Origin of the sequence: Bradyrhizobium centrosematis (genome assembly GCF_045571495.1) — a bacterium.
Lineage (GTDB): Bacteria > Pseudomonadota > Alphaproteobacteria > Rhizobiales > Xanthobacteraceae > Bradyrhizobium > Bradyrhizobium centrosematis.
The window spans coordinates 1,465,158-1,478,511 of sequence record NZ_CP120703.1 but is presented as its reverse complement, the minus strand read 5'-3'; the positions used below and the strand labels follow the sequence as shown (position 1 = coordinate 1,478,511).

Below are 13,354 nucleotides of genomic sequence, written 5' to 3'. Positions count from 1 at the left end.
AACCGGTGTGGCGGGCGTGAAACAATTCGTAACCGGGCCAAGATGAACGGCGGCGGAATGCGTAAAGCCCGGCACAACTCCCCACCCGTCATCCTGAGGTGCGAGGCGTGCGCTGCGAAGCAGTGCGCGCGGAGCCTCGAAGGATGAACGGCCAAGCTGCCGCAGCCGGGCCGTCGCCCTTCGAGGCTCGCCGAAGAGGCGAGCACCTCAGGGTGACGGTCAGAGAGCAATAACGGAGCACGCGACGCGCGCTCCGGTCACATCACGACGGGCGCATCCGGCAGCTCGTTCGCATGCGGTCCCTGCGGCGGGAAGTGCTTTGCCAGCTCGCGCGACACCGCCGCGATGCCAGCAATCACGCCGCGCTCGAACTGGTTCGAGCTGAACTCGGCTTCCATGGCGCGGCAGATGCTCTCCCAGCCCGCAGCGCCCACCTTCGCATCGATGCCGCGGTCGGCAATGATCTCGACGTCGTGGTCGGCGAGCAGGAGATAGATCAGGACGCCGTTGTTGTGTGCGGTGTCCCAGATGCGCAAATGCGAGAACACGTCGAGCGCGCGCGCTCGCGCCGGCTGGTTGCGAAACAGCGGCGCACCGTCGAGTGAACCTTCAACCACGAAGCGGACCTGGCCCGAATGAGTGGCTTCGCCTTGCTTGATCGCCTGCTCGATGCGGTCGAGCACGGCTTGCGGGAAAATCTGCTTCGCCCGCCAATGATGCTGCACGAGATGCCTGGCAATGCGCTTGATGCTCATGTCCTACCAGCTCCCCGAAGCACCGCCGCCGCCAAAACTGCCGCCGCCGCCGCTGAAGCCGCCGCTGTCGCTGGACGATCCGCTGCTCCAGCCGCCTCCCGACGAGCCGCTCGACCAGGAGCCGCCGCGCGAGCGGCCCGTGCCTGGCGTGATCGCCGAAAACAGATCAGCGATGAATCCGATGATGAAGCCGAGCACGCCGACGGCCGCGGCGAGCGCCGCGGAGCCGAGGATGAACCAGGTCACCGCCGCGATGATGCCGCCGGTCACCAACGAGCCGAGCAACCGTCCCAGAATGGCGCGGAAGAACCCGCCGACGCCGATCGAGGCGAACAGCGCCACGGCAAAGACCGGGGCGAGGTCGTCCAGATTGTGCGCGAAGTTGACGCTGCGCGACGGTGACGGCAGCGGCTCGCCGTCGATCACCCGCATCATGCGGTCGACACCCGCGCCGATGCCGGCGGCGAAATCGCCGCTCCTGAACTTGGGCGTGATGTCCTCGTCGATGATGCGCCGCGAGGTGACGTCGGTGAGCGCGCCCTCGAGGCCGTAGCCGACCTCGATGCGCAAATGCCGGTCGTTCTTCGCGACGACGAGGATCGCGCCATCGTCGACCTTCTTGCGCCCGATCTTCCAGGCCTCCGCGACGCGGAGCGAGAACTGCTCGATCGTCTCCGGCTGGGTCGTCGGCACGATTAGCACGGCGATCTGGCTGCCCTTGCGCGCCTCGAAGTCACGCAATCTCTGCGACAGCGAGGCGATGTCGCTGCTCGACAGCGTGCCGGTCTGATCGACCACGCGGCCGGTGAGCTGGGGGACGGCGACGTCGGCGTGGGTGGGAATGACGCAGGCCAAGACGATTGCAACGGCGAGAACAAACGACGAGAAGGCCGAACAAGCACGCGACCCCCTAGCCGTCATCGCCCGGCTCGACCGGGCGATCCAGTATTCCAGAGACGTCAGTGGCATACGGAGAAGCCGCGGCGTACTGGATTCCCCGCTTTCGCGGGGAATGACAGTGGTGGGTGGGGTTGAGGGCATTCGCGAAATGACGCGCTTATTTCGACGGCGCCGGCGCCGCGTTAAAGTCCACCTTCGGCGCGGTCGAGATCGCCTTCTCGTTGTCGACCGAGAAGTTCGGCTTCTCCTTGTAGCCGAACATCATCGCGGTGAGGTTGCTCGGGAAGGAACGGATGGTGACGTTATAGTCCTGCACCGATTTGATGTAGCGGTTGCGCGCCACCGTGATGCGGTTCTCGGTGCCCTCGAGCTGCGACATCAAATCCTTGAACAATGCATCCGACTTCAGCTGCGGGTAGTTCTCGGTGACGACCAGCAGGCGCGAAAGTGCGCTGGAGAGCTCGCCCTGGGCGGCCTGGAATTTCTGAAAGGCCGCCGGATCGTTCAGCACTTCCGGTGTCGCCTGGATGCTGCCGACCTTGGCGCGCGCATTGGTGACGCCGAGCAGCACGTCCTTCTCCTGCTGCGCAAAGCCCTTCACCGAGTTGACGAGATTGGGCACGAGGTCGGCACGACGCTGATACTGGTTCACGACCTCGGACCAGTTGGCCTTGATCTGCTCGTCCTCGCTCTGGATCGCGTTGTAGCCGCAATTGGTGAGGCTCAGCGAGGCCAGCGCCGCCAGCACGGTCAGGATCTTGCGCATTAAATTTCTCCCGGTGGAATCTGGCGCAAACTACCAGATGGGACACGCAGGACACCAGCTTGCCGATGTCATTCCGGGGCGCGAAGCGCACCCGGAATCTCGAGATTCCGGGTCTGGTCCTTCGGACCATCCCGGAATGACTGCGGTGGATGGGGCGCTCCAGCCGGCTGACGCAAGCCTCTTGCCTATCCCGTACCGACATAGTCAACTCGGCGAAACAATAAGACAGAACACCGGGGGGACCGTCATGACCTCGTTCGAGACCATCCTCGTGGAGAGGCCTGAGCCTGACATCGCCCGCGTCGTGATGAACCGGCCCGAGGCTCGCAACGCGCAGAACCTGCAAATGACCTACGACCTCAACGCCGCCTTCGATGCGGCGGTGCAGGACGATGCGGTCAAGGTGATCATTCTCGCCGGGAACGGACCACACTTCTCCTCCGGCCACGACCTGCGTCCCGGCGGCAAGAACGCCGCCGGCGTCGATTTTCCACCGATCGGAAATTGGGGCGGATTCGCCGAGCCGAATGCGCACGGCCGCTTCGCGCGCGAGCAGGAAATTTATCTCCAGATCACGCGGCGCTGGCGCAATCTGGCAAAACCGACCATTGCCGAGGTGCACGGCAAGTGCATCGCCGGCGGGCTGATGCTGGCCTGGGCCTGCGACCTCATCGTCGCCAGCGACGACGCCCAGTTCTGCGACCCCGTCGTCACCATGGGCGTCTGCGGCGTCGAATGGTTCGTGCACCCCTGGGAGCTTGGTGCGCGCAAGGCCAAGGAGTTCCTGTTCACGGCCGACAGCTGGAGCGCGCTCGAAGCGCACCAGCTCGGAATGGTCAATCAGGTCGTGCCGCGCGCGGAACTGTCCTTGCGCGTGCTGGAGCTGGCACGCCGGATCGCGTCGAAGCCGTCCTTCGCACTCAAGCTAACCAAGGAAGCGGTGAACCGCTCGGTCGACGTGATGGGCCAGCCCGCCGCGATCGACCAGGCCTTCGCCCTGCACCAGCTTTGCCATGCCCATAATCTTCAGGAGTTCGGCATGATCGTCGATCCATCCGGCCTGCATCCTTCCGTGCGCAAGCCGCCGACGGCGGCGGAGTAGACGAGATGGATCTCAATCTCAGCGACGAGCAGAAGCTGCTGCGCGACAGCGCGGAGCGCTTCGTGGCGGGCAGCTATGATGCCGATCACCGCCGCAAGATGGCGAACGATCCGCTTGGCTTCAGCCCCGCGGTGTGGAAGCAATTCGCCGAGCTCGGCTGGCTGGCGCTGCCGCTGCCCGAAGAGTTCGGCGGCCTCGGCGGCGGCGCGGTCGAGATCGGCATCCTGATGGAGGCCTTCGGCCGCGGGCTGGTGACGGAGCCCTATGTTGCGACCGTGGTGCTGGGAGCGGCATTGATCGCGAGATGCGGCACCGCGGAGCAGAAGGAAGGGAGCCTGCCCAAGGTCGCGGACGGGTCACTGAAGCTTGCGTTTGCACATTCCGAGCGCGCGGCAAGGTTCGATCTCGCCAAGGTCGCAACCAGCGCCAACAAGACGGCGCAAGGCTGGCGCCTGTCCGGCAGCAAGATCGCGGTGCTCGACGGCCACGCCGCCGATGAGATCATCGTCTCCGCAACTCTGCACGATCACCACGGGCCCTCGGGGCGGATCGGCCTGTTCGTGATGCCGGCCACGGCGCCGGGTCTCGGCATCTCCGACTACGCCCGCCTCGGCGGCGGGCACGCCTGCAACATCGAGCTGTCCGACGTGCATCTGCCCGAGGACGCGCTGCTCGGCGATGGCCACGATGCGCTGCCGGCGATCGAATGGACGATTGATCGTGCCATGGCGGCGTTAGGGGCGGAAGCCGTCGGCATCATGCAGACGCTGCTGGAGACCACGCTCGAATACACCAAGATCAGAAAGCAGTTCGGCCGGCCGCTCTCGGCCAACCAGGTGATCCGCCATCGCCTCGCCGACATGGCGATGCAGGTCGACGAGGCCCGCTCGATGGCGCTGCGGGCTGCGCTGAAGGTGGATGCTGCGCCGATCGAGCGGGCCCGTTCGGCTTCGGGCGCGAAGGCGAAGATCGGCAAATGCGCACGCTTCGTCGGCGAACAGTCGATCCAACTTCACGGCGGCATGGGCGTCACCGAGGAGCTGGAGGTCGGCGCCTATTTCAAGCGGCTGGTCGCCTTCGACACGCTGTTCGGCGGCAGCGCGCATCACTATGCCCGCCACGCCGAACTTGGCCGCAGGGCCTGACACCGGGAGAGCCTCATGGACCTGTCGTTCAATGCCGAGGAGCGCGCCTTCCAGAGCGAGGTGCGCGGCTTCATCGCCAGGAATCTCACCGAAGAGATGAAGCGCGCGACCGCGCTGACGCCGTCGGTGTTCTCCGATCCAGACATCGGCATGGCCTGGCAGCGTGCGCTGCACGCCAACGGCTGGGGCGCGCCAGGCTGGCCGGTCGAATATGGCGGCCCGGACTGGACGCCGGCGCAGCGCTGGATCTTCGAAACCGAATGCGCCCGCGCCGGCGTGCCCAATGTCAACGTCATGGGCGTGAAGATGGTCGGGCCCGTCATCATCGGTTTCGGCTCGCCGGAGCAGAAGAATTTCTACCTGCCGCGGATTCTTTCCGGTGAGGATTATTGGTGCCAGGGCTATTCCGAACCGGGCTCCGGCTCCGATCTCTCCTCGCTGAAGACGCGCGCGGTGCGCGATGGCGACGATTACATCATCAACGGCACCAAGATCTGGACCACGCATGCGCACCATGCCAACCGCATGTTCGCGCTGGTGCGCACCAGCGACGGACCGCGGCAGCAGGACGGCATCAGCTTCATCCTGATCGACATGAAGACGCCGGGCATCACCACGCGCCCGATCCTCACCATCGGCGGCGACCACGAGGTCAACCAGGTGTTCTTCGACGATGTGCGCGTGCCCGTGGCCAACCGCGTCGGCGACGAAGGCAAGGGGTGGACCTACGGCAAATATCTGCTCGAGTTCGAACGCGGCTCGGGCATTGCCTCGGCCAAGCTGCGCGAAGGCCTGAAGGCGATCGCCGATCTTGCCGAGTCCGATTTGACGGGCCGCGCCATCGACAGTCCCGATATCGCAGCGCGCATCTCCGAGGTCGAGGTCGACATCGACGCGCTGGAGATGACCGAACTGCGCGTGCTCTCGGCACTGCAGACGGGGCAGAATCCCGGCGCAGTGTCGTCGATCCTGAAGCTGCGCAATAGCGAGATCCGCCAGGCCGTGACGCGGCTGGGTGTCGACGTGATCGGCCACGACGCGCTCGCCGTCGAGCCGATGCGCCCGCTCTACAAGCTCAACCACGAGCCGGCGGTCCCTGAGGAGATGCTGACGGTGGTGCCGGAGTATCTCAACGGCCGCGCCTACACCATCTTCGGCGGCACCTCGGAGATCCAGCGCGACATCATCGCGAAGATGATGCTGGGGATTTGAGGGGCTCTCTCCCCGTCATTGCGAGGAGTTCTTGCGACGAAGCAATCCAGGCTTTCTCCGCGGAGATATTCCTGGATTGCTTCGCTGCGCTCGCAATGACGGTGCTAACCCGCAGCCTTCGCGTCCCGGATCGCCTGCCAGACCTTCTGCGGCGTCAGCGGCGTATTGAGCTGGGTGATGCCGAGCTCGGCGAGCGCGTCCATCACGCCGTTGGTGACGCAGGGTGGGCCGCCGATGGCGCCGGATTCGCCGCAGCCCTTGGCGCCGAGCGGATTGGTGCGGCAGGGCGCGGAATCGTCCAGCGTCACCACGATCGGGGGGACGTCGTCGGCGCGCGGGATGCAGTAGTCCTGGTAGCTCGCGGTCAGCAGCTGGCCGTCGGCGTCATACGACACGCCCTCATACAGCGCCTGGCCGATGCCTTGCGCGACGCCGCCATGGATCTGGCCGGTGACCAGCATCGGGTTCACGGCGACGCCGACGTCGTCGACCGTGGTGTAGCGCACGACCTTGGTGACGCCGGTCTCCGGATCGATCTCGACCTCGCAGATATGCGTACCGTTCGGCCAGCTGGGACCGTCGACCTCGCCTTCGGAATCGACGCTGAGCTTGGCACCACTCTCCTTCTCGGCGAGATCGAACAGGCTGATGCGGCGGTCGGTGCCGACCACGGTGAGCATGCCGCCCTGATACTCGATGTCCTCGATCGAGGTCTCCAGCACGTTCGCCGCCTTCTCGCGCGCCTTCTGGATCAGATCGTTGGAAGAGACCGCGACCGCGGTGCCGCCCACGAACAGCGAGCGCGAGCCGACGCTGCCGAAACCCATGGCAAGATCAGTGTCGCCCTGCACGACGTCGATCTTGTCCATGGGGATGCCGAGCGTGTCGGAGATCATCTGGGTGTAGGTGGTCTGCAAGCCCTGTCCCATCGCCATGGTGCCGGAATGCAGCACGACACGGCCTTGCGAGGTCGCGTGCAGGCTGACCTTCTCGGTATGGGCACGGCCGCCGGTCCATTCGATGTAGGAGGTGAGGCCGCGGCCGTAGAGCAGGCCCTTCTTCTTCGCCGCCTTCTTGCGCGCGGCAAAGCCGTCCCAGTCGGCGAGCTTCACGGCGCGGTCGAGCATGTGCGCGAAGGCGCCGGAATCGTAAACCTGCCCGGCCGCATTGGTGTAGGGCAGCTGCGCCGGCTTGATATAGTTCGCTTTCCGGATCGCACGCGGATCCATGCCGATTTTTCGCGCAGCAGCGTCGAACAGGCGTTCGACGATGAATACCGCCTCGGGGCGGCCCGCGCCGCGATAGGCGCCGACCGGCGCGGTGTGGGTCATCACCGACTTCACCTCGAAATGCACCAGCGGCAGGTCGTAGACGCCGGTCTGCACGAACGGCCCGAGCACCAGCGGGATGATGTTGGCCGCTCCCGAGGAATAGGCGCCGGTGCAACCGATCGACTTGACGCGATAGGCCAGCACCTTGCCCTTCTCGTCCAGCGCGAATGAGGCCGTGGAGGTGAGATCGCGGCCGTGAGTGCCGCCGACGAATTCGTCGGTGCGGTCACCGCGCCAGCGGATCTTCTTGTTCAGCTTGGTCGCGGCGTAGGCGACGATGCCGTCCTCGGGATAGAGATTGGTCTTCTGGCCGAAGCCGCCGCCGATGTCACCGACCAGCACGCGGACGCTGTCCTTGGGACGCTTCAGCACGGCCTCCGCCAGCACGTCGCGGGTCGAGGCCGGCGTCTGCGACTGGACGTGCAGCAGGAGGCGGCCGGACTTCTTGTCGATCTCGGCAATGGTCGAGCGCGGCTCCATCGCGGAGGGAACGAGGCGCTGGCTGACGAGGTCGAGCTCGACCGTATGCGCGGCCTTGGCGAAGGCTTCGTCCACCTTGGCGGCATCACCGTAAGCCATCGCGCCGACGATGTTGTCGGGCGCCTCCGGCCAGACCACGGGCGCGCCGGGCTTGACGGCTTCGACGGGATCGACCACCGCGGGCAGCACGTCATATTCGACGACGATCGCCTCGGCCGCGCTTTGCGCTTCCGCGCGGGAAGCCGCCACCACGGCAGCCACCGCTTCGCCGGCGTAGCGCACGACCTCATGGGCCAGCAGGCGGCGCGGCGGCACCGTCATCGGCTTGCCGTCGGGACGCTTGAATATGCTGAGGGTCGGGATGCTGCCGATGTCGTCCTTGACGAGGTCGGCCCCGGTGTAGATCGCGGCAACGCCCGGCATCGACGCCGCAGCGCTGGTGTCGATCGAGGCGATTTTCGCATGCGCGTGCGGGGAGCGCAGCACGTGCAGCCACAGCGCCCCGTCCGCCGGCTTGTCGTCGATGAACTGCCCCTTCCCGGTGAGCAGCCGCTGGTCTTCCAAACGCTTGACGGGCTGCCCCGCTCCGAAACGCAAATTGCCGGGAAGAATGTTCATTCCGTGGGATCCTCAGGGTCTTTTCGAAACTGCGGGCAGCCTTTTAGCGGATCGACCAACGGCGCACCAGCCGCGGTTTTGGGCGGGATATCCACGATTTCGGCATGTCCCCAAAGCCACCGTCATTCCGGGGCGATGCGCAGCATCCAATTAGGTGCGCAATTGCGCACCTGAGAATCTCGAGATTCCGGGTCGTCCTTCGGACGCCCCGGAATGACAGCTACGCCAGCTCCCGCAGCGCTGCTTCCACCACCTTGCGCGCGTCCGCCGTCAGCGGGGCCTGCGGCGGAACGGGATCGCCGACCTCGTAGCCCTGGATCGCAAGCCCCGCCTTGATGCAGGCGGCAAGGTTGAAGCGGGCGAAGGCTTCGTTGATGCGCCAGAGCCGGCGCTGGAGCACCATGGCCTCGTCCCAGCGGCCGGCCTTGCAGAGCTCGTAGAGCGCAACGCTCTGGCGCGGGATGATGCAGGCAGGTCCGGCCATCCAGCCGAGCCCGCCGATCAGCATCACCGCCGCGGGGATATGGGCCGAGGCGGAGAACACGCGCAAGGCATCGCCGCAGCGGTTCATGATCGAGAGCAGCCGGCCGGTGTTGGTCGAGGCATCCTTGATATAGCCGATGCGCGGATGCTCGGCGAGCCGTGCGATCACGTCGAGTGTGAGGTCGGAGCGCTGGAATTGCGGGTTGGTGTAGATGACGACGGGAATGTCGACGGCGTCCGCAATGGCGCGGAAATAGGATTCGACCTGGGCGTCGGCGAGCGGGAAATACGCTTCCAGGATTGCGAGGATGCCGTCGGCGCCGAGCCTCTGGTACGCTTTCGCCTGCGCCACCGCATCCGCCGTCGAGGTCGAGGCGACGCCCGCCACAACAGGCACGCGGCCCTTCGCGGCCGCGATCGTGGTCTGTACGATGGTGCTGCGTTGCGCCGCATCGAGATAGGCGAATTCGCCGGTCGAGCCGAGCGGCGTCAGCCCATGCACCCCGGCGCCGATCAAATCGTCGCAGAGCTTGCCGAGGACTTCGGTGCGCACGATGCCGTCGGCATCGACGGGTGAGACGAGATAGGGAAAGACGCCGTGGAATTCGGACATGTCGTGGGGCCCTGGGCTTGCGCTTGAGGCGTATTACCAATGCCGGCGCCGGCGATCAAACCCCGGAGCAGCCGAGCCCGCGCGCCCACAGATTCCGTGAGCCGAATTCATATCCATCGACCACCCTGGCCACCCGACCAGTTTCGCAATCCGCTGCGACATCCCAGATTGAGGACAGCTTACAGGAGCCGCCCGATATGACCGAATCAACTCCACTGTCTTCATTGTCGTCCGCGTTCGCGGATGTGGTGGCGCGTGCCGTGCCTTCGATCGTTTCCGTGCATTCGCACCGATTCCGCGCCAGCGGCTTCCTCTGGAAGCCGGGCCTCATTGTCACCGCCGACGAAGCGCTCGCCGACGAGGGCGAGGTCGAGATCGGCCTTCCAGACGGCCGCACGTGCCCCGCCACGATCGCTGGCCGCGACCACACGACCGATATCGCGCTGCTCCGCGCCGAGGTCGACATCGCCCCCGTCAAGCTGGCGGCAACCGTCCCCGCCCTCGGCACGCTGTCCGTCGTCGTCGCCACCAACCGCGACGCACCGAGCGCGGCGCTGGGGATGGTGTCGGCGTCCGGCAAGAGCTGGCGCTCCTTGCGCGGCGGCGAGATCGACGCGCGGATCGAGCTCGACGTCCGCCTGCGCGAAAGCCAGCAGGGCGGCCTGGCGCTCGATGCATCGGGTGGCGCCTTCGGCATGGCCGTGCTCGGTCCGCGGCGCGTGCTGGTGATCCCGACGGCAACGATCGAGCGCGTTGCGGCCCAGCTGGAGACGCGTGGCCGCATCGCGCGCGGATATCTCGGCCTCGGACTGCAGCCGGTCAGACTCGACGACGGCGTCGGCGCGATGGTCATGAATGTCGACAAGGCCGGGCCGTCGGCCGCGGCCGGCATCCGCCAGGGTGACGTGATCGTTGGGGTCAACGACCAGAAGCTGTCCGGCGTGCGCGCGCTGTCGCGCTCCCTGGGTCCTGCGAGCGTCGGCACGGTCGTCGACGTCGCGGCGCGCCGCGGCGGCGAGCCGGTCAGCTTCAAGGTCACGATCGGCGAGAGGCCGGAGGCGTGAGCGCGGACAAGACGCCGGAGATCGTGCTCGCCCTGGAGGTCGACGATCCCGCCCTCGCCGACCGCCTGGCGGCGCTGCTCGGCAATGTCGCCGGGCTGCGTCTCGCCAGGCCCGGCGAGCAGGCCACCGCGACGATCATCGCCCGCGACCCGCGTGTCAGCCCTGCGGACATCGCGCTGACGCAGCGCGAGCTCGACGTGCTGGCGCTGATGGCCGAGGGCGCCTCCAACAAGATGATCGCGCGGCGGCTCGGCATCTCCGTGCACACCGTCAAATTCCATGTCGGCTCGCTGCTCGACAAGCTGGACGCCACCGGCCGCACCGATGCGGTGGCACATGCCGCGCGCCGCGGCGTCATCGAGCTATGACGTCGCGGGGAAGCTGAGCTCGACCGTCAGCCCCGGCGCGTTGTCGCGCAACGCGATCTCGGCGCCATGAAGGCGCACGACCGCGGCGACGAGACTGAGGCCAAGTCCGTTGCCCGGCGTATAGCGGCTCTGCTCGAGTCGGTAGAAGCGCTTGAAGACGTGATCCTGCTGGTCGGCCGGAATGCCCGGACCGTCATCGGCGATGGCGATCACCGCGCCGCCATCAATGCTGCGGCACGTCACGATCACCTGCCCGCCTTTGCGACCGTGCTTGATCGAATTGTCGACGAGATTGGCAATGGCATCGAACAGCAGGTCGCGATCGCCCGTGACCGCCACCCGGCGGTCTCCGGCAAGGCTGAGCCTTGTCGCAACCTGCTCGGCGGCGGCGTCGTAGAGCTCGACCACCTCGCCGGCAATCTCAGCAAGGTCGAGCGCGCGGAAGGCGCCGGTGCGGGCGCGGGTCTCGATCTCGGAGATTCGGGTGATCGACGCGAACATGCCGAGCACGGCGTCGAGATCGGCGATGGTGTCGCCGATCAGCGCGGCATCGGCCTCGCTGTTACGCTCGTGGTGATAGGCCTTTTCCAGCCGGCCGCGCATCCGCGTCAGCGGCGTGCGCAGATCGTGGGCGACGTTGTCGCTGACCTGCTTGACCTCGCCCATCAGCGTCTCGATGCGATCGAGCATCTGGTTGAGGTTTTCGGCGACACGGTCCCACTCGTCGTTGCTGCCGCGCAAGGGGATGCGCCGGTCGAGGCCGGAGAGCATGATGGCGCGGCTGGTGGCATTGATCTCCTCGATCCGCCCCACCGTGCGCCGGGTCACCAGCACGGCCGCAAGGCCAGCGAGCACCAGCAGCAGCCCGGCGACGGCGGCCATCGCGAGCTCGATCGTGCCGATGAAGCCGTCGTGATCGACCGCGCTGCCGAGCCGGCTCTCCACATAAGCCAGCGTGCCGAAATAGACATAGGCCATGATCGCCGCGACGATCAGCCCGAATGCCGCGATCGCGATCAGCGCCAGACGGAAGGTCGAGGAGCGGAGCGTCTTAGCCAGGAGCACGGAGGCAATATCCGATGCCGCGGATGGTGTGGATCAAGGGATAGGCCTGGGCATCGTCGACCTTGCGGCGCACGCGCCCGACATAGACGTCGATGATGTTGGTGGAGGGATCGAAATGCAGGTCCCAGACGTGCTGGAGCAACATCGCACGGGAAATGACCCTGCCCTCGTTGCGGGCGAGATATTCGAGCAGCTGGAATTCGCGCGGCAGCAGCGAAATCTTGCGGCCGCGGCGGAAGGCAGCCCGCGCGATCAGGTCGATGGCGAGATCGCCGACCCGCAGCAACGTCTCCTTGGCGATGGTCTCGCTGCGGCGGCCGAGCGCTTCGAGCCGTGCCAGCAATTCGGTGAAGGAGAACGGCTTGACGAGATAGTCGTCGCCGCCGGCGCGCAGGCCGCGCACGCGGTCATCGACCTCGCCGAGCGCGGAAATGATCAGGAACGGCGCGGCGACGCCGTCGTCGCGCAATTGCCGCATCACGCTGATGCCGTCGATGTCGGGCAGCATGCGGTCGATCGTGATCACGGCATAATGGCGCGCGGCGCCGTGGCTCAGGGCTTCGCGGCCGCTCGCTGCAAGATCGACGTCGTAGCCCGAGGTCGTCAATTCCTCGACGAGCTGGCCTGCGGTTTCCGGATCGTCCTCGACGACCAGGATGCGGCGGTGACCTCCGGTCATGCAAAACTCCGCGCGACGATCGCCACCAGACTATCCCGTTCCGGGGCTGGACGGAACCGCCCGGTGGCGACCGCGACAATGGTGCGGTACGGCGATGCGACTACCAATAGTCTCCGCACACATTGACCCATTGCCACCCGTAGGGCGTCCAGCTCCGGCGCCAGCAACCATCGTTGTAGCCGGCGTAGAAATAGGGCGCGCCGAAGAGGGCGAAATGGCGGAAATGATGGTGATGATGGAAGCCATGATGGCCCTGCCAGCCTGCGCCGGCGAAGCGCGGCCCGATCGCCGCGTGCGCGAAGCGGGCCCCGCCGAAGGCCGGCCCGCCGACATGGGCGAAGCGTGCACCGCCCATGCCGCCGGCCCGCATGCCGCCAAATCCGCCTGCGTGCATGCCGCCGCCGAAATGACCGCCACCGCCAAAGCCGCCATGGCCACCGCCACCGCCACCGCGCGCAAGCGCCGGTGGCGCGACCGCCATCATGGCTGCGATCACGGTCGCCGTGAGGCCTTTGAGAAGCCTGTTGTTCATGGGAACGTCCTCCTTGCAGTGCGGCGGTCCTGGCGCCGCACGAGGACGATCAGATGAGAGCAAGGTGCCGGCACCTTCAACTTACAAAGGCGCCAGATTCTGACGCCGGTGTTAGGGAGGCAGCGCTCTCTCTCCCGTCATTGCGAGGAGCCCTTGCGACGAAGCAATCCAGAATCCCTCCGCGGAGACAGTCTGGACTGCTTCGCGGAGCCTGTCATCGGGCCGCGCTTCGCGCGGACCC

General features: G+C 66.4%; 13 protein-coding genes. 5 read left to right on the top strand and 8 right to left on the bottom strand.

Annotated elements, in window-relative coordinates; all coding sequences use genetic code 11:
- Positions 1 to 257: 257 nt before the first annotated feature.
- The 3 genes from P6U31_RS07080 to P6U31_RS07070 all read right to left on the bottom strand — a co-directional run bounded on the left by P6U31_RS07080 (position 258) and on the right by P6U31_RS07070 (position 2,421).
- Positions 258 to 755 carry a TPM domain-containing protein gene (locus tag P6U31_RS07080; RefSeq protein ID WP_407187511.1) on the bottom strand — a complete coding sequence of 166 codons (498 nt, stop codon included), beginning with the start codon at positions 753 to 755 and terminating at the stop codon, positions 258 to 260.
- Positions 756 to 758: 3 nt separating this feature from the next.
- A complete protein-coding gene (locus P6U31_RS07075; RefSeq protein ID WP_407187510.1) occupies positions 759 to 1,676 on the bottom strand; it encodes a TPM domain-containing protein in 918 nt (305 codons plus the stop codon).
- Between the two features lie 136 nt (positions 1,677 to 1,812).
- Positions 1,813 to 2,421, bottom strand: a complete 609-nt coding sequence (locus P6U31_RS07070) for a LemA family protein (RefSeq protein ID WP_407187509.1) — start codon at positions 2,419 to 2,421, stop codon at positions 1,813 to 1,815.
- A 247-nt stretch (positions 2,422 to 2,668) separates the two neighbouring features.
- Between P6U31_RS07070 and P6U31_RS07065 the strand changes: the two genes are divergently transcribed.
- From P6U31_RS07065 to P6U31_RS07055, 3 genes are read left to right on the top strand one after another with little or no spacing between them, the layout of a single operon-like run.
- Positions 2,669 to 3,523, top strand: a complete 855-nt coding sequence (locus P6U31_RS07065; RefSeq protein ID WP_407187508.1) for an enoyl-CoA hydratase — start codon at positions 2,669 to 2,671, stop codon at positions 3,521 to 3,523.
- A gap of 5 nt (positions 3,524 to 3,528) precedes the next feature.
- Positions 3,529 to 4,668 carry an acyl-CoA dehydrogenase family protein gene (locus tag P6U31_RS07060; protein WP_407187507.1) on the top strand — a complete coding sequence of 380 codons (1,140 nt, stop codon included), beginning with the start codon at positions 3,529 to 3,531 and terminating at the stop codon, positions 4,666 to 4,668.
- Between the two features lie 15 nt (positions 4,669 to 4,683).
- On the top strand, positions 4,684 to 5,880 hold the full coding sequence (locus P6U31_RS07055) for an acyl-CoA dehydrogenase family protein (RefSeq protein ID WP_407187506.1): 1,197 nt from the start codon (positions 4,684 to 4,686) through the stop codon (positions 5,878 to 5,880).
- A gap of 104 nt (positions 5,881 to 5,984) precedes the next feature.
- Here the strand turns inward: P6U31_RS07055 and P6U31_RS07050 are convergent, their stop codons facing one another.
- Both P6U31_RS07050 and P6U31_RS07045 read right to left on the bottom strand, forming a co-directional pair.
- Entirely contained in the window at positions 5,985 to 8,309 is a 2,325-nt protein-coding gene (locus tag P6U31_RS07050) for a xanthine dehydrogenase family protein molybdopterin-binding subunit (protein WP_407187505.1), read from the bottom strand.
- Positions 8,310 to 8,529: 220 nt separating this feature from the next.
- The gene (locus P6U31_RS07045; protein ID WP_407187504.1) at positions 8,530 to 9,405 is read right to left on the bottom strand and encodes a dihydrodipicolinate synthase family protein; all 876 of its coding nucleotides are present in this window, start codon (positions 9,403 to 9,405) and stop codon (positions 8,530 to 8,532) included.
- A gap of 197 nt (positions 9,406 to 9,602) precedes the next feature.
- Here P6U31_RS07045 and P6U31_RS07040 point away from each other — a divergent pair, with 197 nt between their 5' ends.
- Positions 9,603 to 10,469 carry a S1C family serine protease gene (locus tag P6U31_RS07040; RefSeq protein ID WP_407187503.1) on the top strand — a complete coding sequence of 289 codons (867 nt, stop codon included), beginning with the start codon at positions 9,603 to 9,605 and terminating at the stop codon, positions 10,467 to 10,469.
- Positions 10,466 to 10,837: a response regulator transcription factor gene (locus P6U31_RS07035; protein ID WP_407187502.1), complete on the top strand. Its 372-nt coding sequence runs from the start codon at positions 10,466 to 10,468 to the stop codon at positions 10,835 to 10,837. The genes P6U31_RS07040 and P6U31_RS07035 overlap by 4 nt, the downstream gene beginning before the upstream one ends.
- Here the strand turns inward: P6U31_RS07035 and P6U31_RS07030 are convergent.
- The 3 genes from P6U31_RS07030 to P6U31_RS07020 form a co-directional block, all read right to left on the bottom strand.
- Positions 10,832 to 11,902 carry a sensor histidine kinase gene (locus tag P6U31_RS07030; protein WP_407187501.1) on the bottom strand — a complete coding sequence of 357 codons (1,071 nt, stop codon included), beginning with the start codon at positions 11,900 to 11,902 and terminating at the stop codon, positions 10,832 to 10,834. The genes P6U31_RS07035 and P6U31_RS07030 overlap by 6 nt on opposite strands.
- A complete protein-coding gene (locus P6U31_RS07025; RefSeq protein WP_407187500.1) occupies positions 11,889 to 12,581 on the bottom strand; it encodes a response regulator transcription factor in 693 nt (230 codons plus the stop codon). The genes P6U31_RS07030 and P6U31_RS07025 overlap by 14 nt, the downstream gene beginning before the upstream one ends.
- Positions 12,582 to 12,681: 100 nt before the next feature.
- Positions 12,682 to 13,113: a hypothetical protein gene (locus P6U31_RS07020; protein ID WP_407187499.1), complete on the bottom strand. Its 432-nt coding sequence runs from the start codon at positions 13,111 to 13,113 to the stop codon at positions 12,682 to 12,684.
- Positions 13,114 to 13,354 lie beyond the last annotated feature (241 nt).